The sequence below is a fragment of the Streptomyces sp. NPDC043861 genome, assembly GCF_056435905.1.
Genome location: NZ_JBWKDP010000002.1, coordinates 666,964 through 690,074, shown reverse-complemented (window position 1 = coordinate 690,074; position 23,111 = coordinate 666,964). Strand labels below are relative to the sequence as shown.

At 71.3% G+C, this 23,111-nt stretch carries 20 protein-coding genes and 1 pseudogene; 16 read left to right on the top strand and 5 right to left on the bottom strand.

Annotation, left to right across the window (positions count from 1 at the left end; translation table 11 throughout):
• From AC068D_RS07530 to metF, 3 genes are all read left to right on the top strand, one after another.
• Nucleotides 1-945 (top strand): vitamin B12 dependent-methionine synthase activation domain-containing protein (locus tag AC068D_RS07530; RefSeq protein ID WP_478822005.1); only part of this gene is annotated, 945 nt, incomplete at its 5' end.
• A gap of 31 nt (nt 946-976) precedes the next feature.
• Entirely contained in the window at nt 977-2,014 is a 1,038-nt protein-coding gene (locus tag AC068D_RS07525; protein WP_478822004.1) for a methyltransferase, read from the top strand.
• Nucleotides 2,011-2,916, top strand: coding sequence for a methylenetetrahydrofolate reductase [NAD(P)H] (gene metF / locus AC068D_RS07520; protein ID WP_478822003.1), 906 nt, complete (start codon nt 2,011-2,013; stop codon nt 2,914-2,916). Before AC068D_RS07525 ends, metF begins: the two co-directional genes overlap by 4 nt.
• A 79-nt stretch (nt 2,917-2,995) precedes the next feature.
• Here the strand turns inward: metF and AC068D_RS07515 are convergent, their stop codons facing one another.
• The 4 genes from AC068D_RS07515 to AC068D_RS07500 all read right to left on the bottom strand — a co-directional run bounded on the left by AC068D_RS07515 (nt 2,996) and on the right by AC068D_RS07500 (nt 7,444).
• Entirely contained in the window at nt 2,996-4,222 is a 1,227-nt protein-coding gene (locus AC068D_RS07515) for a cytochrome P450 (protein ID WP_478822002.1), read from the bottom strand.
• Nucleotides 4,223-4,250: 28 nt separating this feature from the next.
• Nucleotides 4,251-5,390 (bottom strand): epoxide hydrolase family protein, encoded by a 1,140-nt coding sequence (locus AC068D_RS07510; RefSeq protein ID WP_478822001.1) that lies wholly within the window; start codon nt 5,388-5,390, stop codon nt 4,251-4,253.
• A gap of 85 nt (nt 5,391-5,475) precedes the next feature.
• The gene (locus AC068D_RS07505) at nt 5,476-6,246 is read right to left on the bottom strand and encodes an SDR family NAD(P)-dependent oxidoreductase (protein ID WP_478822000.1); all 771 of its coding nucleotides are present in this window, start codon (nt 6,244-6,246) and stop codon (nt 5,476-5,478) included.
• 49 nt (nt 6,247-6,295) lie between these two features.
• Nucleotides 6,296-7,444 (bottom strand): winged helix DNA-binding domain-containing protein, encoded by a 1,149-nt coding sequence (locus AC068D_RS07500; protein ID WP_478821999.1) that lies wholly within the window; start codon nt 7,442-7,444, stop codon nt 6,296-6,298.
• A gap of 97 nt (nt 7,445-7,541) precedes the next feature.
• On the opposite strand from AC068D_RS07500, the gene AC068D_RS07495 reads away from it, so the two are divergent.
• From AC068D_RS07495 to AC068D_RS07435, 13 genes and pseudogenes are all read left to right on the top strand, one after another.
• Nucleotides 7,542-8,750, top strand: coding sequence for a CaiB/BaiF CoA transferase family protein (locus tag AC068D_RS07495; RefSeq protein ID WP_478821998.1), 1,209 nt, complete (start codon nt 7,542-7,544; stop codon nt 8,748-8,750).
• Between the two features lie 82 nt (nt 8,751-8,832).
• Nucleotides 8,833-9,954, top strand: coding sequence for a DegT/DnrJ/EryC1/StrS family aminotransferase (locus tag AC068D_RS07490; RefSeq protein ID WP_478821997.1), 1,122 nt, complete (start codon nt 8,833-8,835; stop codon nt 9,952-9,954).
• A gap of 12 nt (nt 9,955-9,966) precedes the next feature.
• Complete coding sequence (locus AC068D_RS07485; protein WP_478821996.1) at nt 9,967-11,031, top strand: glucose-1-phosphate thymidylyltransferase; 1,065 nt, start codon at nt 9,967-9,969, stop codon at nt 11,029-11,031.
• On the top strand, nt 11,028-12,023 hold the full coding sequence (rfbB, locus tag AC068D_RS07480) for a dTDP-glucose 4,6-dehydratase (protein WP_478821995.1): 996 nt from the start codon (nt 11,028-11,030) through the stop codon (nt 12,021-12,023). Before AC068D_RS07485 ends, rfbB begins: the two co-directional genes overlap by 4 nt.
• A gap of 236 nt (nt 12,024-12,259) precedes the next feature.
• Complete coding sequence (gene cimA, locus AC068D_RS07475; RefSeq protein WP_478821994.1) at nt 12,260-13,882, top strand: citramalate synthase; 1,623 nt, start codon at nt 12,260-12,262, stop codon at nt 13,880-13,882.
• A gap of 25 nt (nt 13,883-13,907) precedes the next feature.
• Nucleotides 13,908-14,942 (top strand): ketoacyl-ACP synthase III family protein, encoded by a 1,035-nt coding sequence (locus AC068D_RS07470; RefSeq protein ID WP_478821993.1) that lies wholly within the window; start codon nt 13,908-13,910, stop codon nt 14,940-14,942.
• 92 nt (nt 14,943-15,034) lie between these two features.
• Nucleotides 15,035-16,018, top strand: a complete 984-nt coding sequence (locus AC068D_RS07465; RefSeq protein WP_478821992.1) for an aromatase/cyclase — start codon at nt 15,035-15,037, stop codon at nt 16,016-16,018.
• Nucleotides 16,005-16,634: an antibiotic biosynthesis monooxygenase family protein gene (locus AC068D_RS07460; RefSeq protein WP_478821991.1), complete on the top strand. Its 630-nt coding sequence runs from the start codon at nt 16,005-16,007 to the stop codon at nt 16,632-16,634. The genes AC068D_RS07465 and AC068D_RS07460 overlap by 14 nt, the downstream gene beginning before the upstream one ends.
• A gap of 97 nt (nt 16,635-16,731) precedes the next feature.
• Nucleotides 16,732-16,944 carry an acyl-CoA carboxylase epsilon subunit gene (locus AC068D_RS07455; protein WP_478821990.1) on the top strand — a complete coding sequence of 71 codons (213 nt, stop codon included), beginning with the start codon at nt 16,732-16,734 and terminating at the stop codon, nt 16,942-16,944.
• The gene (locus AC068D_RS07450; protein WP_478821989.1) at nt 16,941-18,656 is read left to right on the top strand and encodes a fatty acyl-AMP ligase; all 1,716 of its coding nucleotides are present in this window, start codon (nt 16,941-16,943) and stop codon (nt 18,654-18,656) included. The genes AC068D_RS07455 and AC068D_RS07450 overlap by 4 nt, the downstream gene beginning before the upstream one ends.
• Nucleotides 18,653-20,383, top strand: a complete 1,731-nt coding sequence (locus AC068D_RS07445; RefSeq protein ID WP_478821988.1) for an acyl-CoA dehydrogenase family protein — start codon at nt 18,653-18,655, stop codon at nt 20,381-20,383. The genes AC068D_RS07450 and AC068D_RS07445 overlap by 4 nt, the downstream gene beginning before the upstream one ends.
• Nucleotides 20,384-20,435: 52 nt before the next feature.
• A complete protein-coding gene (locus tag AC068D_RS07440) occupies nt 20,436-21,665 on the top strand; it encodes an acyltransferase domain-containing protein (protein WP_478821987.1) in 1,230 nt (409 codons plus the stop codon).
• A 201-nt stretch (nt 21,666-21,866) separates the two neighbouring features.
• Nucleotides 21,867-22,364: pseudogene (locus tag AC068D_RS07435) on the top strand (4'-phosphopantetheinyl transferase family protein); the annotation flags it as partial.
• 117 nt (nt 22,365-22,481) lie between these two features.
• On the opposite strand, the gene AC068D_RS07430 reads toward AC068D_RS07435, so the two are convergent.
• A complete protein-coding gene (locus tag AC068D_RS07430) occupies nt 22,482-23,096 on the bottom strand; it encodes a response regulator transcription factor (protein WP_478821986.1) in 615 nt (204 codons plus the stop codon).
• Between the last annotated feature and the right edge of the window lie 15 nt (nt 23,097-23,111).

Sequence of the window (23,111 nt, the reverse complement as noted above, 5' to 3'; positions counted from 1 at the left end):
GACGCCTTCGAGGGCCTGCGCCTGATGGACGCCCTGATCGCCGTCAAACGCGGCGTCCCCGGCGCCACCCTCCCCGAACTCAAGCAACGCCGGGTCCCCGCCCGTCCGGATCTCGCGCTCCCGGCCCAGCCCGAATCCGAGGAGCCCGGCCGCAGCGACACCGCCACCGACAACCGGGTCCCCGAACCGCCCTTCCGCGGCACCCGCATCGTCAAGGGCATCCAGCTCAAGGAGTACGCCTCCTGGCTCGACGAGGCCGCCCTGTTCAAGGGCCAGTGGGGCCTCAAGGACGCGCACACGATCGAGACCGAGGGCCGGCCGAGGCTGCGCGGCTGGCTGGAGAGGCTGCACACCGAGCAGCTTCTGGAGGCGGCCGTCGTGCACGGCTACTTCCCCTGTGTGTCCAAGGGCGACGACCTGATCATCCTCGATGAGCAGGGTTCCGAGCGGACACGTTTCACCTTCCCCCGCCAGAGCCGCGGGCGCCGCCTCTGCCTGGCCGACTTCTTCCGGCCCGAGGAGTCCGGCGAGACCGATGTGGTCGGCCTCCAGGTCGTCACCGTCGGCTCCAGGATCGGCGAGGCGACCGCGGAGCTGTTCGCCTCCGACTCCTACCGCGACTACCTCGAACTGCACGGACTCTCCGTCCAGCTGGCCGAGGCGCTGGCCGAGTACTGGCACGCCCGGGTCCGCACCGAACTCGGCATCGCCGCCGACGACCCGGCCTCCCTCGACGGAATGCTGCGCACCGAGTACCAGGGCTGCCGCTACTCCCTCGGCTACCCGGCCTGTCCGAACCTGGAGGACCGCGCGAAGATCGCCGACCTGCTCGAGCCCGAGCGGATCGGCGTGCAGCTCTCCGAGGAGTTCCAGCTCCACCCCGAACAGTCCACGGACGCGATCGTCGTCCATCACCCCGAGGCCGGCTACTTCAACGCCCGCTGACCCTCGGTCCCTGGAACGGAGAACCCACGCCATGGCCCAGGCCACGACGGACACCCAGGCAGCCGCTCCCCAAGAGGCGCTGCTCCAGCTGCTGATGGGCGCCTTTGTCAGCCAGTCGATCAGCGTAGCCGCGAGCTTCGGAGTCCCGGACGCCCTCGCGGACGGCCCGCGCACCGTGGAGGAGATCGCCTCCGAGGTCGGGGCGCACGCGCCGACCCTCTACCGGCTGCTGCGGCCGCTCGGCGACTTCGGCATCGTCACCGAACTCGACGGCCGCCGCTTCGAGCTGACCCCGGTGGGACAGCTGCTGCGCACCGGCATACCCGGCTCGCTGCGCGGCCTCGCCCGCCACTTCGGTTCGACCATGCACCGGGCCGCCTGGTCCGGACTGTACGAGAGCGTCCGCACAGGTGAGTCCGCCTTCGAACGGGTCCATGGGGCACCGCAGTTCGAGTACTACCGCAGCCACCCCGAGGAGGCCGCGATCTTCGACGACGCGATGACCTCGGTGGCGACCGCGATCTACGCCACCCTCGACGCCTACGACTTCGGCCGGTTCGACTCCGTCGTCGACGTCGGCGGCGGGAACGGCGCCTACCTCGCGGGCATCCTCAAGGCCAACCCCGCCGTCCGAGGCGTCCTGTACGACCTGCCCGACGTCGTCGAGCGGGCCCGGCCGCTGCTCGCGGCGGCCGGCGTCGCCGACCGCGTCGAACTCGTCGGCGGCTCCTTCTTCGACAAGGTCCCGGCCGGCGCAGACGCGTACGTCCTCACCGCCGTCGTCCACGACTGGAACGACGAGGAGTGCGTCCGCATCCTCGCCAACTGCCGTGCCGCGATGCCCGATCACGCCCGACTGCTGCTCGGGGAGCCGGTGCTGCCGGAGGGGCCTGAACCGTCGATCGGCAAGCTTCTCGACCTGGAGACGCTCATCGGCACCACCGGACGGCAGCGCACGGAGGCGGAGTTCCGCGCCATCCTGGAAGCCGCGGGGATGCGCCTCACCCGTGTCATCACCAGCGCCGGCCCCGACTGTCTGATCGAAGCCGTGCCGGAGGAAAGGCGGTGACCACCGGGCGGTCCGTGGCCGAGATCCTGGCCGCGGGTGAGCGCTCCTTCTCCTTCGAGTTCTTTCCGCCGAAGAACCTTTCCGGTGAACTCGCCCTGTGGGACACGATCCGCCGCGTGGAGGCACTCTCGCCCACGTTCGTGTCCGTGACGTACGGGGCGGGAGGCTCGTCCCGGGACCGGACCGTCGAGGTCACCCGGCGCATCGCCACCGAGACGACGCTGCGGCCGGTCGCCCATCTCACCGCCGTCGGCCACTCGACGGCCGAGCTGCGCCACATCATCGGCCGGTACGCGGACGCCGGCATCCGCGATGTACTCGCCCTGCGCGGCGACCCGCCCGGCAATCCACGCGGGCCCTGGGTTCCGCATCCGCAGGGGCTCACCTTCGCCCGTCAGCTGGTCGAACTCGTCCGCGAATGCGGAAACTTCACCGTGGGCGTGGCCGCCTTCCCCGAACTGCACCCCCGCTCCCGGGACTGGGAGAGCGACGTCCGGCACTTCGTCGCCAAGTGCCGGGCAGGCGCCGACTACGCCATCACCCAGATGTTCTTCGACGCCGACGACTATCTGCGCTTCCGGGACCGGGTCACGGCGGCCGGCTGCGACACCCCGGTCATTCCCGAGATCATGCCGGCCACGGACGCCCGGCAGATCCGCCGCTTCGCCGAACTCAGCGACGCGGCGTTCCCCGAGGACCTGGCCCACCGCCTGGAAGCGGCCCGGGACGACCCGGCCGCCGCGCACCGCATCGGTGTCGACCACGCCACGGCGATGGCCGGGCGACTCCTCGACGAGGGTGCGCCCGGCCTGCACTACATCACCCTGAACCGGTCCACCGCGGCCCTCGACATCCACCGGAACCTCGGCCCGGCCACTCAGCGCGTCCTCCAGCCGGGCTGACCGACCGGGGGACCGCACGACCAGAGGGGCCCTGCTCTCCGGAGAGCAGGGCCCCTCTGGTGTGGTCCGGACGCGGTCGTCACCAGCCCTCGACGGGCAGTTCCCACAGGCCGTAGATGACCGCACCTTCCTTGCGGTCGATCTCCAGGAAGGGCTTGGCCAGCTTCAACCCGGGAATCCGGTCGAACAGCTTGCTCCACACGATCTCGAGCTCGAGACGCGCCAGGTCGGCGCCGATGCAGTGGTGCACCCCGTGGCCGAAGCCCAGGTGCTTGCGGCTGCCCCGGCTGATGATCAGCTTCTCCGGCTCGGGGAAGACCTCCGGGTCCCGGTTGGCGGCCAGACCGAGGCAGAGGATTCCGTCCCCCTTGGGGATCACCTTGCCGCCGATCTCGATGTCCTCCAGGGCAACCCGGGGAACGGCGGTGTCGCCGATCGTCGCGATGCGCACGAGCTCCTCGACGGCGGGCTTGATCAGCGAGGGGTCGTTCCTGAGCAGTTCGAGCTGGCCCGGGTTCTCCAGCAGACAGGCCGTGCCCAGTGAGATCTGGCTGGCCGTGGTCTCGTGGCCGCCGTTCATCAGCAGCCGGACCATGTTGAACAGGTCGCGGTCGGTGTACTCCTCGCCGGACGCCTCGTAGTCGGCCATGGCACGGCTCAGCAGATCGTCGCCCGGTTCGCGCTTCTTGAGCTGGATCAGCTCCTCGACGTACGCATTGACCTCGACGATCGCCGCCTGGCGCTCCTCCGTCGAGCTGTGGCCGCCGAGCAGGGCCGTCCCGTGCTTGATGAAGAAGTCGTGCCGGTCCTGCGGAATGCCCAGGAGTTCGCAGATGACCGTCATCGGTACGGCGAGTGAGAACACCCGGTGCATGTCGACCGGGGGCTCCATCGACAGCATCAGGTCGATGTGCTCGTCGACGATCTCCTCGATACGCGGCCGCAGCCGCTGCACCTGCCGGTTGGTGAAGGTCAGTGCCGCCTTCCGGCGGGTCCTGGCGTGCTCGTCGCCGTCGTATCCGATGAACGACGTCTCGGTGCGGTACTCCGGCGGCGCGATGAAGTAGAAGGGGAAGCCGGCGTGGCGCCGGGAAGCGCTGACCCGTGGATCGGTCAGCAGCCGGCGCATGGTCTCGTAACCGGTCACGGTCCATATGCGCAGCCCGGAGCCGGTCAGGGTGACCTGGGAGACGTCCTCCTCGACCATCTCCGCGTACTCGGCCGGCGGGGTGAACGGGCAGCCCCGCTTGTACGGAAAGGTCGGGCTCTGCTGCTCCGGGCCCGACTCGGCGGCGTGTGTGGTCACAATGGGTCCTTCCTCATGAGTGCGATGGTCAGCCCAAGGAGCCGAAGAAAGCGCGCAGTTCGGCGACGAGGGTGTCGGGCTGTTCGAGCGCGGGGAAGTGGCCGCCGCTGTCGTGGTCGCTCCAGCGGCGCAGATCGGTGAAGCGTCCCTCGATCCAGGGACGCGGCATACGGCCGTCCTTGGGGAAGTTGGAGACCGCGGCCGGGACATGCACCGGGCCCAGCGCGAGCCTGTTCTGGCTCTCCCAGTAGATCCGGGCCGAGGAAGCGGCGGTCGCCGACAGCCAGCCCACGGTGACCGCGTCCAGCAGCCGGTCGCGCGGGATCACCTTGTCCAGGTCGCCGTCGTGGTCGCTCCACGCCCAGTACTTCTCCACCATCCAGGCGAGCTGGCCGGCCGGCGAGTCCGTCAGACCGTAGCCGAGGGTCTGCGGACGGGTCGTCTGGATGACCGAGTAGCCGCCCTCGTTCTGCTGGAACTCCTTCATCGCGGCCAGGCCGGCCAGATCACGCTCGGAGAGCTCCACCTGCTCCTGCGGCGGGCGTGCGAACGGCATCGTCAGATGGATGCCGATCAGCCGCCGGGTGTCCTCGGGCCGTACGGAGTCGCGCTCACCCAGAATGGCCGTGACGAACGAGCCCCAGTCCACCCCATGGGCTGCGTACCGCTCGTAGCCGAGGCGCGACATCAACTCGTCCCACGCCGCGGCGACACGCTCCGCGGTCCAGCCGTGGTCCACGGGCCGGTCGCTGAAGCCGTAGCCGGGCAGGGACGGACAGACCACATGGAAGGCGTCCGCCGGGTCCTCCGGCTCGGTCAACGGGCGGATGATGTCGAGGAATTCGACGACCGAACCGGGCCAGCCATGGGTGATCAGCAGTGGTACGGCGTTCTCGTGCGGGGACCGGATGTGCAGGAAGTGGATGCCGAGTCCGTCGATGTGGGTGCGGAACTGGGGCAGCGCGTTGAGCCGGGCCTCGGTCGCCCGCCAGTCGTACCGGTCCGCCCAGTACGCGCACAGCTCGCGCACATACGCGAGCGGCGCGCCCTGGGACCAGTCGGACACCGTTTCCCGCTCAGGCCAGCGCGTCCGGGAGAGTCGCAGACGCAGATCGGCCAGTTCGGCCTCGGGTGTCTCGATGCGGAAGGGGCTGAGGGCGGGAGTCATACGGGGTTCCTTTCCGGGAGGGCCGGCCGCCTTCGCTGCGGTGCCGGACGGCGGGACGAGGGCCGGCCGGATCCCTGCGAACCGGTCATCCCTCGCTCCCGCCGACGTCCATGCCGCCGTCGACGGTGATGACCTGACCGGTCACCAGATCGCTCGACGGGTCCGCGAGACGGGTGATCCACGGGGTGATGTCCTCGGCGTCCGCGACCCTGCCGAGCGGGATCTGCTGCACGACACCCGCGAAGAGCCCCTGGACCTGCTCGGGGCTCAGGCCGTTCGCGGCGTACGCCTCCGTGCGCACGAAGCCGGGGGCGACCGCGTTGACCCGGATGCCCCGGCCGGAGAGCTCTGCGGCCCAGCTCCTGGTGAAGCTGTGCACGGCGGCCTTGCTCGCCGAGTAGACGGAGCTGCCGGGGCCGGGGTTGTGGCCGCCGCGGCTGGAGACGAGGACGATGCTGCCGCCGGGGGAGCGCAGCAGCGGCAGCAGCCGGTGGGTCAGGACGAGCGGTCCGAGGACGTTGATGTCGAGGACCTCCCGGGCGGCGGTGACATCGAGCGCGGCGAGCGGGCTGAACCGGAACACACCGGCGTTGTGCACCAGGACGTCCAGGGTGCCGCCCGCAGCGCCCACCGCGTCCACGACGGTCTGCGCACCCGCTTCGGTGGCGACATCGGCCTCCACGGGCACCACGGCGGGGCTGAGTGCGGCGGTCTCGTCGAGCCGGTCCTTGCGGCGGCCCGTGGCGATCACGGTCGCGGCACCGAGGCCGGCGAAGGCGAGGGCGGTCGCGCGGCCGATGCCGGTGCCGCCTCCGGTGACGACGACGGTGCGGCCGGTGAACGGCTGGTCGGTCATGACGGATTGCCTCTTTCCTCGAAGGTTCCTCGATCGGTGGGGACGAGGGTCACGCGGGCAGTACGGGCGCGGGGGAAGCGGCGCAGACCCCCGGGCCGAAGCGGATGTCGTGGGACTTGGAGCCGGCCGCGGCGAATGCCAGCAGCCGTGCACCCTCCCGGGCCACGGCGTCCCGCTCCGCGCGGGACAGCGGCGCGAACGGTTCGACGCACAGCGTGGCCGTGCCACGCTCGCGCGCCACCGTCCAGGTCGCACGGACGAAGCCGTCGACCAGCACGGTGGCGCGGATGATTCCGTTGCGGGTGAAGACCGCCGACCGTGGGACGTCGCCGAGGATGCGGGCCCGGTCGGCGTGGGAGAGCAGGATGTTGTCGAACTCCGGCAGGAAGCGCACCGGTACGGGCGTCTCCGCGTCCGGCAGCGGGCCGTCCGGTACGTCGAACAGCTCGGCCCCGGCCTCGTCACGGAACGTCCGCAACCCGGGCCTCAACCGGTCCAGGACCTCGCTCAGCCGGGTCAGACCCGACCAGGTCTGCACGTCCTTGACGGAAGCCGGTCCGTAGGCGCGCAGACAGCGCGTCACCATCGTGTCCATCGCGTCGGCAGTGGGCGCGGCCCCCATCGGCCTGCCCAGCCAGGACTCAGCCGACGCGTACCGTGTCCGTCCGCCCGCACCCCGGATTCCCCGTGGCGGCACCTGAACCACGGGCAGCAGATTGCGCACCGCGTACGCGAGCCCTGCCGGGTCCCGGCCGGGCCATTGCACGGCGAGTGCGGCTCCGAGTTCCTTGGGGGTCAGCGCCCCGTCCGCCAGCGCGGCGCGGCCCGCCTCCCGGAGCACCCCGGGCGGCAGCCCCTCGGCAGCGGAGGCGTACCGGGAGGCGCCGCGCAGGTCGCGGTCGAGGGCGGGCTGGCACAGCGGGCGCAGCGCCAGGCAGTCCTCGGCGGTGACCAGATGGACGGTGGCGCGCAGCAGCGCGATGCGTACCGCCTTCCGTCCGGTCAGCAGGTCCGCCAGTTCCTCGGGCCGGAATGCCTCCAGACGGGTCCACAGCCCGGTGTACGGCGGATCCGGTGCCTGTGTCTGCAGCCCGACCAGATGGCCGATCGCGTCGGCGACGGACATTCGGTGGCGGCGGAGCAGCAACTGGCGCTCGAGCAAAGCCCTGTTGAGCGCGCGGGGCCGAAGCGTGGACATGCCCGGAAGTGTCGCGGCCGACGCTCGGGCCGCCCTTGAGGACGGCCCCGGGGCCCGGCTTGAGGGGTTCTGTAGGCACTCTCCCTACCGTGCCCGCATGCTGATCACGCAGCGTGAGAACACACGGTCCGGTGGACCCCTGAACGGTCTGCGGGTCGTCGAACTGGCAGGTATCGGTCCGGCCCCCTTCGCCTGCATGCTGCTCGCCGACCTGGGCGCCGATGTCGTCCGGATCGACCGCGCCGGCGGGGAGCGGGCCTTCGGCACCTGGCACCGGGTCCTCGACCGGGGTCGGCGCTCGATCGCACTCGACCTCAAGCACCCCGCAGGGGCGGAAGCGGTTCTGCGGCTGGTGGAGCGCAGTGACGTACTCGTGGAGGGCTTCCGGCCCGGCGTCATGGAACGTCTGGGCCTCGGGCCCGAGGAGTGCGCCGACCGCAACCCCGCACTGGTCTACGCCCGGATGACGGGGTGGGGCCAGGACGGGCCCCTCGCCCTTACCCCCGGGCACGACATCAACTACATAGCGCTCAGCGGCGCGTTGCACGCCATCGGTCCCGACGGCGGCCCACCGGTGCCGCCGGTCAATCTGCTCGGCGACTTCGCCGGCGGTGCGCTGTTCCTCGTCAGCGGTGTTCTCGCAGCTCTCCATGAGAGGCGGGACTCGGGACTCGGGCAGGTCGTCGACACGGCGATCGCGGACGGAACGGCATCCCTTCTCGCCATGCTGCTCGCCATGACGGAGGCGGGCGAGTGGGAGGGGAGGAGGGGCCGGAACCTGCTGGACGGCGGCGCCCCGTACTACGCCGTCTACCGGTGCGCCGACGGGGAGTACGTGGCGGTCGGTGCCCTGGAGGACCGCTTCTACCGTGCGCTCCTCCACGGCCTCGGCCTGGGGGACGAGAGCCTGCCCGATCGTGCGGACCGGTCCAGCTGGCCCTTGCTGCGGGCCCGGTTCGCGTCCCGGTTCGCCGCCCGTACCCGGGACGACTGGGCGGCGGCGTTCGACGGCACCGAGGCATGTGTGAGTCCCGTGCTGTCGGTCGCGGAGGCGGCCGGCCATCCCCACCACCTGGCCCGCGGCACCTATACGCCCACCACGGCAGGATTTCAGCCCGGCCCCGCGCCGCGCTTCGGCCGCACGTCCGCGGGGACACCACCGCCCGCTCCCCGCCCCGGCGAGCACACCAGGGAGGTCCTCGCCGAGTGCGGCTGGTCCGCGGCCGGCATCGATGAACTCCTGCATGGGGGTGCGGCCCAGGACCTCCGCGACGCCCCGGGCCCGGCTGCACCCACCCGGGCTTGAGCGAGACCCGACTGCGGCGCCACACATTGCGGGCACCGGGACGACGGACCGTCCGACGGAACTGATGGAGGCTGACCCATCCATGACCACCTACGTCTGGGACTACCTGCCGGAGTACGAGACGGAACGCAAGGACATCCTCGACGCCGTCGAGACCGTGTTCGGCTCCGGCCAGCTGGTCCTCGGAAAGAGTGTCCGGGGCTTCGAGCAGGAGTACGCCGCCTGGCACGGCGTACGGCACTGCACCGGCGTCGACAACGGAACCAACGCCCTGAAGCTCGCCCTTCAGGCCCTCGGGATCGGGCCGGGCGACGAGGTGATCACCGTCTCCAACACGGCCGCGCCGACCGTGCTGGCCATCGACGGAGCCGGTGCCACCCCCGTGTTCGTCGATGTCCGCGAAAGCGACTTCCTCATGGACACCGACCGGGTCGCCGACGCCATCACCCCCCGTACCAAGGCGCTGCTGCCGGTCCATCTCTACGGCCAGTGCGTGGACATGGCGCCGCTGACCCGGCTCGCCGAGCAGCACGGTCTGAAGATCCTCGAGGACTGCGCCCAGGCCCATGGCGCACGCCACCACGGACGGCTCGCCGGGACCATGGGCGATGCCGCCGCGTTCTCCTTCTATCCGACCAAGGTGCTCGGCGCGTACGGCGACGGCGGGGCCGTCGTCACGGACGACGAGGCCGTCGACCGCCGCCTGCGCAGACTGCGCTACTACGGCATGGAGCAGGTCTACTACGTCGTGGAGACCCCCGGCCACAACAGCCGGCTCGACGAGGTGCACGCCGAGATCCTGCGCCGCAAGCTGACCCGTCTGGACGCCTACATCGAGGGGCGGCGCGCCGTGGCCCGCCGCTACGAGGAGGGCCTCGCCGACCTGACGGGACCGGGCGGGCTGACCCTGCCCTCGGTGAACCCCTGGAACGAACACGTCCACTACGTCTATGTCGTCCGTCACCCGCGGCGCGACGAGATCATCGAGGCGCTGAAGCGTCACGACATCTCGCTGAACATCAGCTACCCGTGGCCGGTCCACACCATGACCGGATTCCGGCACCTCGGGCACCCCAAGGGCTCCCTCCCCGTCACCGAGCGGCTCGCGGGCGAGATCTTCTCGCTGCCGATGTACCCCTCGCTGCCCCGGGAGACCCAGGACCGGGTGATCGGGGCCCTGCGTGAGGCGCTGACCGCGCTCTGAGGAGGTCCGACGATGAAAGCACTCGTACTGGCCGGAGGGCTGGGCAGCAGACTGCGCCCCTTCAGCCACTCCATGCCCAAACAGCTCATGCCCATCGCCAACAAGCCGGTGCTGGTCCATGTGATGGAGAACCTGCGCTCACTCGGGGTCCGGGACGTCGGACTGGTCGTCGGTGACCGTGGGCGGGAGATCGCCGCAGCACTCGGGGACGGTTCACCGCTCGGGGTGCGCATCACCTACATCCAGCAGGACGTTCCCCGTGGACTCGCCGACTGCATCGCGATCTCCCGGGACTTCCTCGGCGCCGACGACTTCGTGATGTACCTCGGTGACAATCTGCTGACCGGGGACGTCAAGGCCATCGCCGACGAGTTCCGCGCCGCACGCCCGGCCGCCCAGGTGGTGGTCCACCCCGTTCCCGACCCGCGGGCCTTCGGGGTCGCCGAGGTCGACCATGAGGGACGCGTCCTGCGGCTGGTCGAGAAGCCGCAGCGGCCCCCCAGCGACCTGGCCGTGATCGGCGTGTACTTCTTCACCTCCGCCATCCATCGAGCGGTCGCCGCGATCGAACCCAGTGCCCGCGGCGAACTCGAGGTCACCGACGCCATCCAGTGGCTGGTCTCCCGGGGCCACGACGTACGCGCCGCCACGTACCACGGCTTCTGGAAGGACACCGGAAGGGTCGAGGACGTCCTGCACTGCAACCGCAGACTGCTCGACGGTCTCAAGCCGTCCGTCGCCGGCGACGTCGACGGAGCGAGCGAACTTCTCGGCGCGGTCGTCGTCGGCGAGGGTGCCCGGATCGTACGGTCCCGCATCACCGGCCCCGCGATCGTCGGACCCGGCAGCCTGGTGGAGGACAGCCACATCGGCCCGTACACCTCGATCGGGCGCGACTGCGTGCTCGACGCGGCCGGGGTCGAGGACTCGATCATGCTGGACGGGGCCCGGGTGCATCGCGTCGGCGGTGTGCACGGCTCCGTGATCGGCCGCGATGCCACCGTCTCGTCCGAAGTGCACCCCGGCCGCAGCAGACTGGTGGTCGGGGACCATTCCAGCGTGGTGGTGGCCGCATGAGGGTCTTCGTCACGGGAGGCGCGGGCTTCATCGGCTCGCACTACGTCCGCACGCTCCTCGCCGGCGGCTACCCGGGCTTCGCCCATGCCTCGGTGACCGTCCTCGACAAACTCACCTACGCCGGCAACCGTGCCAATCTGCCGCCCGACGGCCCCCGGCTCACCTTCGTCGAGGGCGACGTCTGCGACAGGGCGCTCCTGTTCGACCTGCTCCCGGGCCATGACGTCGTGGTGCACTTCGCGGCCGAGTCGCATGTCGACCGGTCGCTCGCCGACGCGTCGGCGTTCATGAGGACCAATGTCGCAGGCACCCAGACCCTGCTGGACGCCTGCGTCGTCGCCGGCGTCCAGCGCGTGGTGCACATCTCGACCGACGAGGTGTACGGCTCCATCGAGCACGGCTCCTGGACCGAGGAATGGCCCCTGCTGCCCAACTCGCCCTACGCCGCGTCCAAGGCCGCCAGCGATCTCGTCGCCCGCTCCTACTGGCGCAGCCACGGCCTCGACCTGTCCATCACCCGGTGCTCCAACAACTACGGTCCCCACCAGCACACCGAGAAGCTGATCCCGCTGTTCGTCACCAATCTCCTCGACGGACAGCCGGTGGGCCTCTACGGGGACGGCAGCAACGTTCGCGAATGGCTGCACGTGGACGACCACTGCCGGGCCGTGCAGCTCGTCGTCACCGGCGGCCGCCCCGGCGAGATCTACAACGTCGGCCGCGGCAACGAGCGCACCAACCGCCAGATGACGGATCTGCTCGTCTCCCTGTGCGGCGCCGACCCGGACCTCGTGCGCATGGTCCCCGACCGCAAGGGCCACGATCTGCGCTACTCGCTCGACGACGGCAAGATCCGCGAGGAGCTCGGCTTCGCCCCCGCCGTGCCCTTCGAGCAGGGCCTGGCCGATGTCGTGGCCTGGTACCGGGACAACCCCGACTGGTGGCGGCCGCTCAAGCAGACCGTGCAGCCGTTGTCCGCCGCACCGCTCTGACCAGGGCGGACCCGTGGTCACCCGCCCCCTCCGGCGACTGCCGGAGGGGGCGGGTGCCGTCCCCGGGCCCGCACTCCCGCGGGTCCTTCCGGGCCGGGACATCCCGTGGCCCAACCGATGACAGCCTCCCCGCGGCGTCGACCACCGCTCCAGGACTTCCCGAGCCCGCCGCCGGACGGTGGCCCGACCAGAGCCGCCATGTGACGGGCATCGGTGGCACGAGTGAGGGAGGGGCGATGGCCGAGGAGAGCCTTCAGCTCTACGACACGACGCTGCGCGACGGCAGCCAGCAGGAGGGCATGGTCCTGACGGTCGACGAGAAGCTCGCCGTCGCCCGGCGGCTGGACGCCCTCGGCGTGGGGTTCATCGAGGGCGGCTGGCCGGGCGCGGTGCCGCGGGACACCGAGTTCTTCCACCGCGCCCGTACCGAACTCCATCTCGAGCACGCCCAGCTGGCCGCTTTCGGCGCCACCCGGCGGGCCGGTGTCCCGGTCTCCGTCGATCCCCAGGTGCGCGCCCTGCTGGCGGCCGGGACCCCGGTGATCACCCTGGTCGGCAAGAGCCACACCGGACATGTGCAGCGCGCCCTGCGCACCACGCTCGCCGAGAACCTCGCCATGATCGGCAGCACGGTGCGGCACCTCGTGCACGCGGGCCGGCGCGTGTTCCTCGACGCCGAACACTACTTCGACGGCTACCGACTCAACCGCGAGTACGCGCTCGCCGTGGTCCGCACCGCTGCGGAGGCCGGCGCCGAGGCCGTGGTGCTGTGCGACACCAACGGCGGGGCGCTGCCCGACGAGGTCGCGGTGGCGGTCGCCGACACGATCGCCACGACCGGCGTCCAGGTCGGTATCCACTGCCACGACGACACCGGCTGCGCCGTCGCCAACACCATGGCCGCCGTGGACGCGGGAGCCATGCACGTCCAGGGCACCGCGCACGGCTACGGCGAACGCTGCGGCAACGCCAACCTGTTCACCGTCATGGGCAATCTCGTCCTGAAGAAGAACAGGATGGTGGCCGACCCGGCGTTGCTCGCCGAACTGTCCGATACCGGACGTGCGATCGCCGAGCTCACCGGCATCCCCTCCCGTCCCGCGGCCCCCTATGTGGGTGCGTCCGCCTTCACCCACAAAGCGGGTCTGCACGCCTCCGCCCTGCGCATCGACCCCGGCCTCTACCAGCACATCGACCCGGCCCGGGTGGGCAATGCGATGCGGACCCTGGTCTCGGACATGGGCGGCCGTTCCTCCGTGGAACTCAAGGCGAGGGAACTGGGCTACGACGTCGCCGCAGGCTCGCAGGAGGTGGCCCGCGCCGCCGCCCGCATCAAGGACCTGGAGAGCGAGGGCTACAGCTTCGAGTCCGCCGACGCCTCCTTCGAGCTGCTGCTCCGCGAGGTGCTGGCCAAGGGCCCCGTGGAGCCGCCCTTCCAGGTCGAGTCCTGGCAGGTGTCCGTCGCCCGGCAGCGGGACGGCGAGGTGCGCACTGAGGCTTCCGTACGACTGCGGATCGACGACGTCCCGCTCACCGCGACCGGCCATGGAAACGGTCCCGTCAACGCCCTGGACCGGGCTCTGCACCAGGCCCTCGACCCGTTCTTCCCGCAGCTCGCACGGCTGGAGCTGGTGGACTACCGGGTGCGTGTGCTCGCCGGTGAGACCGGCAGCGGCGCCGCCGCCCGGGTGCTGATCTCGTACCGCGACGGCGAACGCCGCTGGGGCACCGTGGGCGTCGACCAGAACACGGTCACGGCGAGCTGGCGTGCCCTGCTCGACGCCGTCCACTACGTGCTGCTCGACGATGTGCGCCCCGGCGGCGGCTCCGTACCCCTCGCAACCGCCTGGGCGGGCTGAAGACCCTCGAACTCCGGGAGTAGCTGTGCGTGTGGAGAACATCTATGTACGGGGGACGTCGGTACGGCTCCCCGGCTCGGTGTCCGTCGCCGACGCCGTCGCCTCCGGGGCCTGCCCGTCCGGGCTCGCCTCCACGACCGGCCTGGTGTCGGTCGCGTACTCGCCCGACGAGTCGGCCGCCGAGATGGCGGCGGCCGCGGCCCGCGTCGCGCTGGAGCGGGCCGATTCCAGGCCCGAGGACATCGACCTCGTGCTGCACGCGGACACCTATCACCAGGGCCAGGACCTGTGGCCCGCCGCCTCCTACATCCAGCGCGAGGCGCTCGGCAACACCTGCCCCGCCCTGGAGATACGGCAGATGTCCAACGGAGGACTGGCTGCCCTCGACCTCGCCACCGCCTACCTCACTGCCGGCCACGGCAACTGCGACGCCCTGCTGACCACCGCCGACCGGTTCTGCGAACCCGGCATCGACCGGTGGAACACCGACCCCGGCACGCCCTACGCCGACGGAGCCACCGCCCTGGTGCTCTCCCGTCGCGGCGGATTCGCCCGACTCCGCTCCCTGGCCCTGCTGGCCGACCCGGAGCTCGAGCCCCTGCACCGCGGCGAAGAGCCGTTCACTCGCGCCCCGTTCGGCCACCGCATCCCCGTCGACTTCGAGGAGGCCAAGCGCGCGTTCATCGGCAGGGTCGGTATCTCGTACGCCATCAGCCGCGCCCACTCGGGCCAGCAGACCGTCATCAAGCAGGCCCTGGCCGATGCGGGGATGGAACTCGCCGACGCGCGCTGGGTGATCCTGCCCCACTTCGGCCGGCGCCGCCTGAAGTCGATCTACTACGGCCCGTTCGGCATCGACCCCGATCGCACCCCCTGGGAGTGGAGCCGGACCGTCGGACACCTCGGCGCGGGGGACCAGTTCGCGGGCCTGGACCACCTCGTGGTCTCCGGTCGCGCGAAGCCCGGCGACCGCTGCGTACTGATCAGCGTCGGCGCCGGATACAGCTGGGGCTGCGCCGTACTCGAGATCACCGAACAGCCCGCCTGGGCCGCCCGCTGACCACGATCCACTGCCGCTCGAGCCCGCTTCGAGCCCACCTCTGCCACTCTGATCCGGCCGCTCTCACGGCCGCACTGAAGGGAAGGTACGCCGTGGCGACCGCTACGCCCGACACTTCGGCGACCCGTGTCACGGAACACTCCGTCACCGTCTCCGCGCCCCCGTCCACCGTCTACGCCCTGATCGCGGACGTGTCCGCCTGGCCGCAGGTCTTCGGCCCCACCGTGCACGTCGAGGTCCTCGAGGACGCCCCCGAGAGCGGCGGTGAACAGATGTTGCGGATCTGGGCCATCGCCAACGAACAGGTACGCACCTGGACCTCCCGGCGCGTGCTCGACCCGGCCGCCCGCACCATCACCTTCCGCCAGGTCGTCCCGGCCGCACCCGTCGCCGCCATGGGCGGCGAATGGCGCATCGAGCCGGCCGAGGAGGGCACGACCCGTGTCGTGCTGCTGCACGACTACCGCGCGGTGGGCGACGACCCGGCCGCGGAGGAGCTGATCGAGCGCGCCGTGGACCGCAACAGCCGCGCCGAGCTCGCCGCACTGAAGAACACCGCGGAGCAGGGCGAGGTCCGCGACGAACTCCACTTCACGTTCAGCGACTCCGAGACGATCGCCGGTGCCGCCGGCGATGTCTACGCCTTCCTGGACCGCGCCGACCTCTGGCCCGAGCGGCTGCCGCACGTGGCGCGCCTCGACCTCACCGAGGACGAGCCGGGCATCCAGCACATGGACATGGACACCCGCAGCCCGGACGGCTCCCTGCACAACACGACATCCGTCCGCGTCTGCTTCGAGGACCGCAGGACGATCGTCTACAAGCAGCTCCGGGTGCCCGTCGCCATGAGCGGTCACACCGGCCGCTGGGAGATCGAGCCGCTGGACGACGGGTCGGTGCGGGCCACGTCCTGGCACACCGTCACCCTCGACCCGGAAGGTGTACGGACGGCACTCGGCCAGGGGGCCACCCTCGCCGAGGCGCGCGCACTCGTGCGCAAGGCGCTCGGCACCAACAGTTCCACCACGCTGCGCCATGCCAAGCGATTCGCGGAGGAAAAGCGTGCCGGATCGTGATCCGAACAGGCCGGTCACCGTCGTCAACCGGTTCGAGGTCAAGGGTGACGTCGGGGAGTTCGAGCGGGAGTTCCGGCAGCACTCGCAGTTCCTGCGCCACCGCCCCGGCTTCGACTTCCTGGTGACGGTCCAGCTCGTCGACCGGCCGCGGGTGTACGTCCACCTCAACCACTGGCGGCGCCTGAGCGGCTTCCTGGACACCGTGCACGACGACACGTTCGTGGCCCATGTCCAGCGCCTCGGCCCCATGGTGCACACCGAGGCCGACCAGGCACTGAGCGTCCGCCGGACGCTGAAGGAGGGCGCGGCCGTCGGAGACTCGGCGGTCGTCCTGCTGTCGGCCCATGTGCAACGCGACCACAGCGGGTTCGAGAAACGGTACGCCGCACTCTGTGAGGCCCTCGACGCCCTCGGCGGCTTCGGCGGCAGCGATCTGCTCCGCTCGACGGTCCGGCCGCTGTCCTACACCGGCGTCCAGTGGTGGCGGGACGCGGAGCACTGCGAACGCGCCCTCGCCTCCCAGGGCTGCCGGGCGGCGCTGAGCGATCTGTCCGAGCTCGCGACAGTCACCACCGAGCGGAGCCGGCACCTCGCCTACGAGCGCGTGATCGGCTGACCTCTCCGTACGGACAGGAGCCGGGGACGACGGATCCTCGGCTCCTGTCCGTGCCGCCCGCGAGCCCTCCTCGAGCGCCCGGGCGCAGTCTTCCTCCATGGCAGAAGAGACAGGAATAACCGTGCTGCGCGGCCTGCCGGACGCGGCGGAACTCGCTGCCGTGACCACCGTGCTGATGGCGCTGCTGCGGGGCCGGACCCGTCCCCCGGAGGAGCCGGCACCGGCCGCGTACGCCGACTGGAGGGTCAAGGGCAGCGGCGGACAGGCCCCGGTGGCCTGGTCCGCCCGGCGGGCGGGGGGACCACGATGAGCGGGTACCGGACCTTCGTCGAGGCGTTCCGCGCAAGGGCCGCCGAGTCACCTGCACAGGACGCTCTCGTGCTGCTCGCGGAACACGACGGCATGCTGCGACCCGAGAACGTCAGTTATGCGGAACTCGACGCCCTGGTCCATGCGCTCGCGGCCCGGCTGAGCCCCCACACCGCGCCGGGCGACCGCGTGCTCATCCTGCAGTCCTCCCGCCGGCTGTTCGCGGCCGCATTCCTGGCCTGCCTGCACGCCCGGCTCGTCGCCGTCCCGGTGCCGCCGCCCGGCGGACGCGGCCATCACAACGAACGCATCGCCGGCATCGTCAAGGACGCCGCGGTGAGTTGTGTGCTCACCGAGACCGCCCATGCCGCGGAGGTGTCCCAGCTGCTGGCCCGCACCGGTTTCGGGGAGGTCACCTGCCTCGTCGCGGACGCCGTACCCGGCTCCGCGGCGGAGCCCGGGCCCCCACCGGCGCTTCCCGCGCCCGGTCCCGACGAGATCGCCTACCTCCAGTACACCTCGGGTTCCACCCGTGAACCCCGCGGTGTGATGGTGACGCACCGCAATCTCGTCGCCAACCAGGAGGCCATCGCCCGGGCGCTCGGCACCGGTCCCGGATCGCGGTTCGGCGGCTGGCTGCCCCTCCACCACGACATGGGACTCGTCGGCCAGCTCCTGCACCCGCTCTGGCTGGGCGCGACCACGGTCATGCTCTCCCCGCAGGCCTTCGTCAAGAAGCCCTTCCACTGGCTCGACACCGTCTCCCGGTACGGCCTCACGGTCAGCGGCGCACCCGACTTCGCATACGACCTGTGTCTGCGCCGGATCAACGATGCGCAGATCGCCGCGCTCGACCTGAGCCGCTGGCGGACCGCCGTCAACGGCGGAGAACCGGTGAACCCGGCAACCCTGAAGGCCTTCGCCGAACGGTTCGCCCCCGCTGGACTGCGGCCCGGAGCACTCACCCCCGCCTACGGCCTGGCGGAGGCGACCCTGCTCGTCTCCGGCGGCCCGCCGTACGCGCCCGACGGCAGGACGGTGCCGGTCTCCCCGGGCGGGGACGGCAGGACCGTCCCCTGCGGGGCACCCGCCTCGGTGGAGATCCGTATCGTCGATCCCCGGACGGGCATGGAGCTCCCCGACGGCCGGACCGGCGAGATCTGGGTGCGCGGCGACAGTGTCGCCCCGGGGTACTGGAACCGCCCCGCCGAGACCGTGCCGACCTTCGACGCCCGGCTCGGCGACCGGGGCGGATACCTCCGCACCGGTGACCTCGGGATGCTGGACGCCGGACTGCTCCATGTCACCGGTCGGATCAAGGACATGATCGTGATCGCCGGCCGCAATGTGTATCCACAGGACCTGGAACGGACCGTCCAGCAGGTGAGCGGTCTCTTCGGAGCCGCCACGGTGTTCGCGGTGCCCGGTGACCGGGAACATGTCGTCGTCGTCCAGGAGCTGCGTGCCCGCAGCCACTACGACATCGACCTGGACACGCTCGCCGCCACGGTGGAGGCGCGCATCGGCGAGGAGCACGAGGTACGGACCGGGGGACTGCTCTTCGTCAGGCCGGGCACCGTACGCCGGACCACGAGCGGCAAGGTCGAACGCGGCGCGATGCGCCGGATGTTCCTCCGTGGCGAACTCAGTCCGCTGCACCAGCGGGTCGACAGCGAGGTGGAGCGGCTTCTGACGCCGGGAAGCCGGTCATGACGGCCGCCCAGGAGCGCATCGACGCGCTGGAACGGTCCTTCGGACCCCTCGACGACCCCGCCAATCCGCTCGGAGGGGCCGCTTTCGTCGCCGCCGACGCGGCGGGCGAGGTGCCGCCCGCCGCCGAGGCCGTGCTCGACGAGCACGGCCTGAACGAGGAGTTCGTGCCGGCCGGCCTCGGCGGCAGGCTGCGGCGCATGGACGAACTGGGCAGAGTGCTGCGTCCCGTCTTCCGCCGGGACGCCTCGCTCGGCTTCGGATACGGCCTGAACTGCTTCTTCGCCGCCACCCCCGTCTGGTCCGCCGGGGACCGGGACCACCGCGGCCTGGCGGCCCGGCTGCTCCTCGGCGGAGACCGGATCGCCGTCGCACGGCACGGAGTCGCCCACGGCAACGACTTCGTACGGGACGAGTTCACCGCCCGGCCGGGACCTGCGGGCGGGCTGCTCCTCAGCGGCAGCAAGACCGGGATCGCCAACGCCTCCCGCGCCCGTGGCCTGGTGGTCTTCGCCCGGACGGGCGCGCCGGGCCACGCGCGCAGCCACAGCCTGCTGTTCCTGGACCGCGAGGCACTGCCGCCCGGCAGCGTCCTCGATCTCGGCCGTCGTCCCACCAGCGGTATGCGCAGCGCCGAGTTCGGCGGGCTGCGCATCGACGACTGCGCGGTGCCGACGACGGCCCTGGTCGGCGCCATGGGCGACGGCTACGGACTGTCGCTGCGCTCCTCGCTGGTCATCCGCGGCCTCATTCCGTCGATCGTCCTCGCGGGCGGCGACACGGCCCTGCGCACGGTGACGGCGTTCGCCGTCCGCCGCAGGTCCGACGGAAGGTCCTCCCTCGACGTCCAACATGTACGGGACGTGCTGACCGGGGCCTTTCTCGATCTGCTGCTCATCGACTGTCTTGCGCTGGTCGCGACCCGGGCGCTGCATGTACTGCCCAAGCAGATGAGTGCGTACGCGGCGGCTGCCGCCTATCTCGCGCCCAAGCTCACCGCGGAGGCCATGGACGAGATGTCGGCCGTTCTCGGGGAGGCCACCTTCGCCGAGGAAGGGGCGTACGCGATGTTCCAGAAGCAGCTGCGGGACCTGCCCGTCACCTCCCTGGGCCATGCGGGCAGCGCCGGACGGCAGGTCAGTATCCTGCCGCAGCTGCCGTTCTTCGCCCAGCACGCCTGGTTCGCCGACCCCGAGCCCCCCGCCTCGCTGTTCCGGCTGCACGAGGACCTGCCGCCGCTCGACCTGACCCAGCCCGCGCTGCTCGGCGACGCGGATCCGCTGGCGGCCACCCTGGTGGCCAGCACGGACCTGCTCGAGGCTGCGCGGCTGCCCCGTGGTGGCCGGGACGCGGGGGTGCTGCGCTTCCTCACTCGCGCCTTCGCCGTCGAACTCGACGGCCTGCGCAAGGCGTTCGCCGACATCGCGCAGAACGACCGCAGGGCACTGGCCAGTCCGCACAGCCTCGGGCTCGCCGACCGCTACACGCTGGTGCTGGCGGCCGCGGCCTGCCTGGGGGTGTGGCGGGAACAGCAGGCATCCGGTGACGGGGCCGACCGGTTCCTCGCGGACACGGCCTGGCCGTCGGCAGCGCTGTACCGGCTGTGCCGGCGGCTCGGCCTGCCGCTGCCCGACCGCCCCGCCGCCGCAGAGCAGCGGGTGCTCGCCGAGGTCCTCGCCCGGCTGCACGGCCGCCGCAGCTACGACCTGTACGCGTCCCCGCTGGCCTGACCGCCGTACCTCGCCGGCCCCGCCCCCCGCCCCGTTCGAAGGAGGACTCAGCATGTCCGCGCAGGAACGTGAACATCACGGTGCCCCGCACCGCGAATGGCTGCTGGAGCGGCTCGGCCACTATCTCGGCCGGCCGGTCGAGGACTCGGTCCCCCTGGCCGACTACGCCCTGGACTCGGTGGCCGCGCTGAGTCTCTACGGCGACATCGAGGAGGAGTTCGGGCCGATCATCGACCTGGATGACATCTGGGCGTTCCCGACCGTCCGGGAGCTCGCCCGTCATATGGCCTCGCGCGATGTACGGCCCGGCGGCAGGGGGGTGCGGGCGGCCTTCGTCTTCACCGGCCAGGGCTGCCAGCATCCGGGCATGACGTCGGGGCTGTACCTCAACTCCACGAGCTATCGCAGCCATCTGGACGACGTGGCGGAGGCGCTCTTCCCCTACCTGGGTCTCTCGGTCGTCGATCTGCTCCTGAGCGAGGACCCGCGCATCCACCAGACCGCCTTCACCCAGCCCGCCCTCTTCGCCGTCGGGTACGCCCTCGCCAGAACCCTGGAGACCGCCGGAGTCGTCCCGGTGGCCGTACTGGGCCATGGCATAGGGGAGTTCGCGGCCGCGACCGTCGCGGGGGCACTCGGGCCGGCCGACGCGGCGAAACTCATCGCGATGCGCGGTGCCTTCATGCAGTACCTGCCGTCCGGCGGCGGCATGATGGCGGCCTGCGTCTCCCCGTACGAGGCCGCCGAACTGGTCGCCGACGAGCCGGGCGTGGGCATCAGCGCCGTGAATGCGGCCAGGTCGACGGTGCTGTCCGGCGATGTCGCGGGTCTGGAGCGTATCGAGGACGGCCTGGCCGTCCGGGGGATCCGGTGCCGTCATCTGCCGGTGTCGCACGCCTTCAACTCACCGCTGATGGAGCCGGTGGCGCCGAAGTTCGAGGCGGTGGCCCGCCGGGTTCCCGGCGGAGCCGCCCGGCTGCCGTTCTACTCCACGGTGTACGGCCGCCTCGCCACCGAGCCGCTGTACGCCTCGTACTGGACCAAGCAGCTCAGCTCGCCCATCCGGTTCGCCGACGCCGCCCGCAACATGCTGGCGCAGCAGGCGCCGACCCATGTCGTCGAGATCGGCCCGCGGCCTGTGCTCACTCCGTATCTGCGCCGGATGGGCAGTCCGGTGTGCATCCCGATGTGCCCGCGCCCCGACACCGACGCGGTGGACCTGGCCGGGGTGATCTCGGCACTGGACGCCGGCCCGCTGGCTTTCGAACCTGCGGGGGCCTGAGTGGCCGCCCGGATCGGACGGCCGCTGCCGGCCCTTGGACCTCCGGGACCGTGGGACCGGGTCAGGGACGAACTGCTCGGCACGGGAAGCGTGCTGGTGTACGGGACGACCCCCGGCTGGCTGCCGCGCGTGGAGGCGGACACGGTACGCCGCCTGCTCGGCCGTGACTGGCGGCGTTACGAGAGCCTCGCCCGTCCCGGGATGAGGGACCGGTTCGTGGCCTCCCGGCTGTTCCTGCGGTACACCGCGGCCGCCGTGCTCGACACCACCCCGGATCTCGTCGACCTCTCCTACCAGCCGGGCGGCCGGCCCTACGTACGGGGCTGCGACCAGATCGACGTCAGCCTCAGCCACACCGAGGAGATGATGGTCGTCGCCGTCACCCGCCGGGGCCGGATCGGCGTCGATGTGGAGCGTGCCGACCGCCGGCTCGCGGGCACCGGGTCGGAGCTGCAGGCCTGCACCCCCTACGAGAAGGACCGGCTCGACGAGGGCGGCGAGGAGGCGCGCAACGACACCATGGTGCGGTTGTGGACGCTGAAGGAGGCGTACAGCAAGGCACTCGGCCAGGGACTGCGGTTCCGTTTCACCGAGTTCGGGTTCGAGCTGGGCGGGAGGACGACTCGGCTGGTGCGGCCCGACGGCACACCGGCCGGTGGTGCCGAGTGGTCTTTCGGCACCTTCGGCGTCGGCGAGCGGTACGTGGTCAGTGCCGCCGTCCATGACACGGGTTTCGGTGAAGGGGCGGATCTCTCCGTGGCCACCATGCTGGACGAGGGCCTGCTCGACGCCCTTCTGGGACTCTCGGAGGCCGGATCAGGGAATCCAGCCGGCCTCCTCGGCGATCCGGATCGCATCGATCCGGTTGCGGGCGCCGAGCTTGCTGACGATCGCGGTGAGGTAGTTGCGGACGGTGCCCTTGGACAGGAACAGACACCCGGCGATCTCGGCGGCGTCGGCGCCCTGGGCGGCGAGTCGTAGCACCTCGAGTTCTCTGGGTGAGAGCGGATTCTCGGGAGAGTCCCAGGCGCTGAGGGCGAGTTGGGGGTCGACGACCCGACGTCCCGCCGCCACCGCCCTCACCGCCTCGGCCAGTTGGTCCGGCGGGGAGTCCTTCAGCAGAAAGCCGGTGACATGGGCCGTCAGGGCACGCCGCAGGGTCCCGGGACGGCCCAGGCTGGTGAGGATGAGCGTTCGGCAGCCGGGTAGCTGTTCATGCAGATCGGCCGCAGCGGTGAGCCCGTCCGTGCCCGGCAGGTCGATGTCGATGATGGCGACGTCGGGCCGTGTGTCCAGCGCCGCCTTCACGATCGTGTCCCCCCGGTCCACGGAGGCGACGACCTCCAGATCCGGTTCCAGCTCCAGCAGTGCGACCAGTGCGCCTCGAATCATGTGCATGTCCTCGGCGAGAAGAATCTTCACGCACAGCATCGTTCCCCCCGGCGA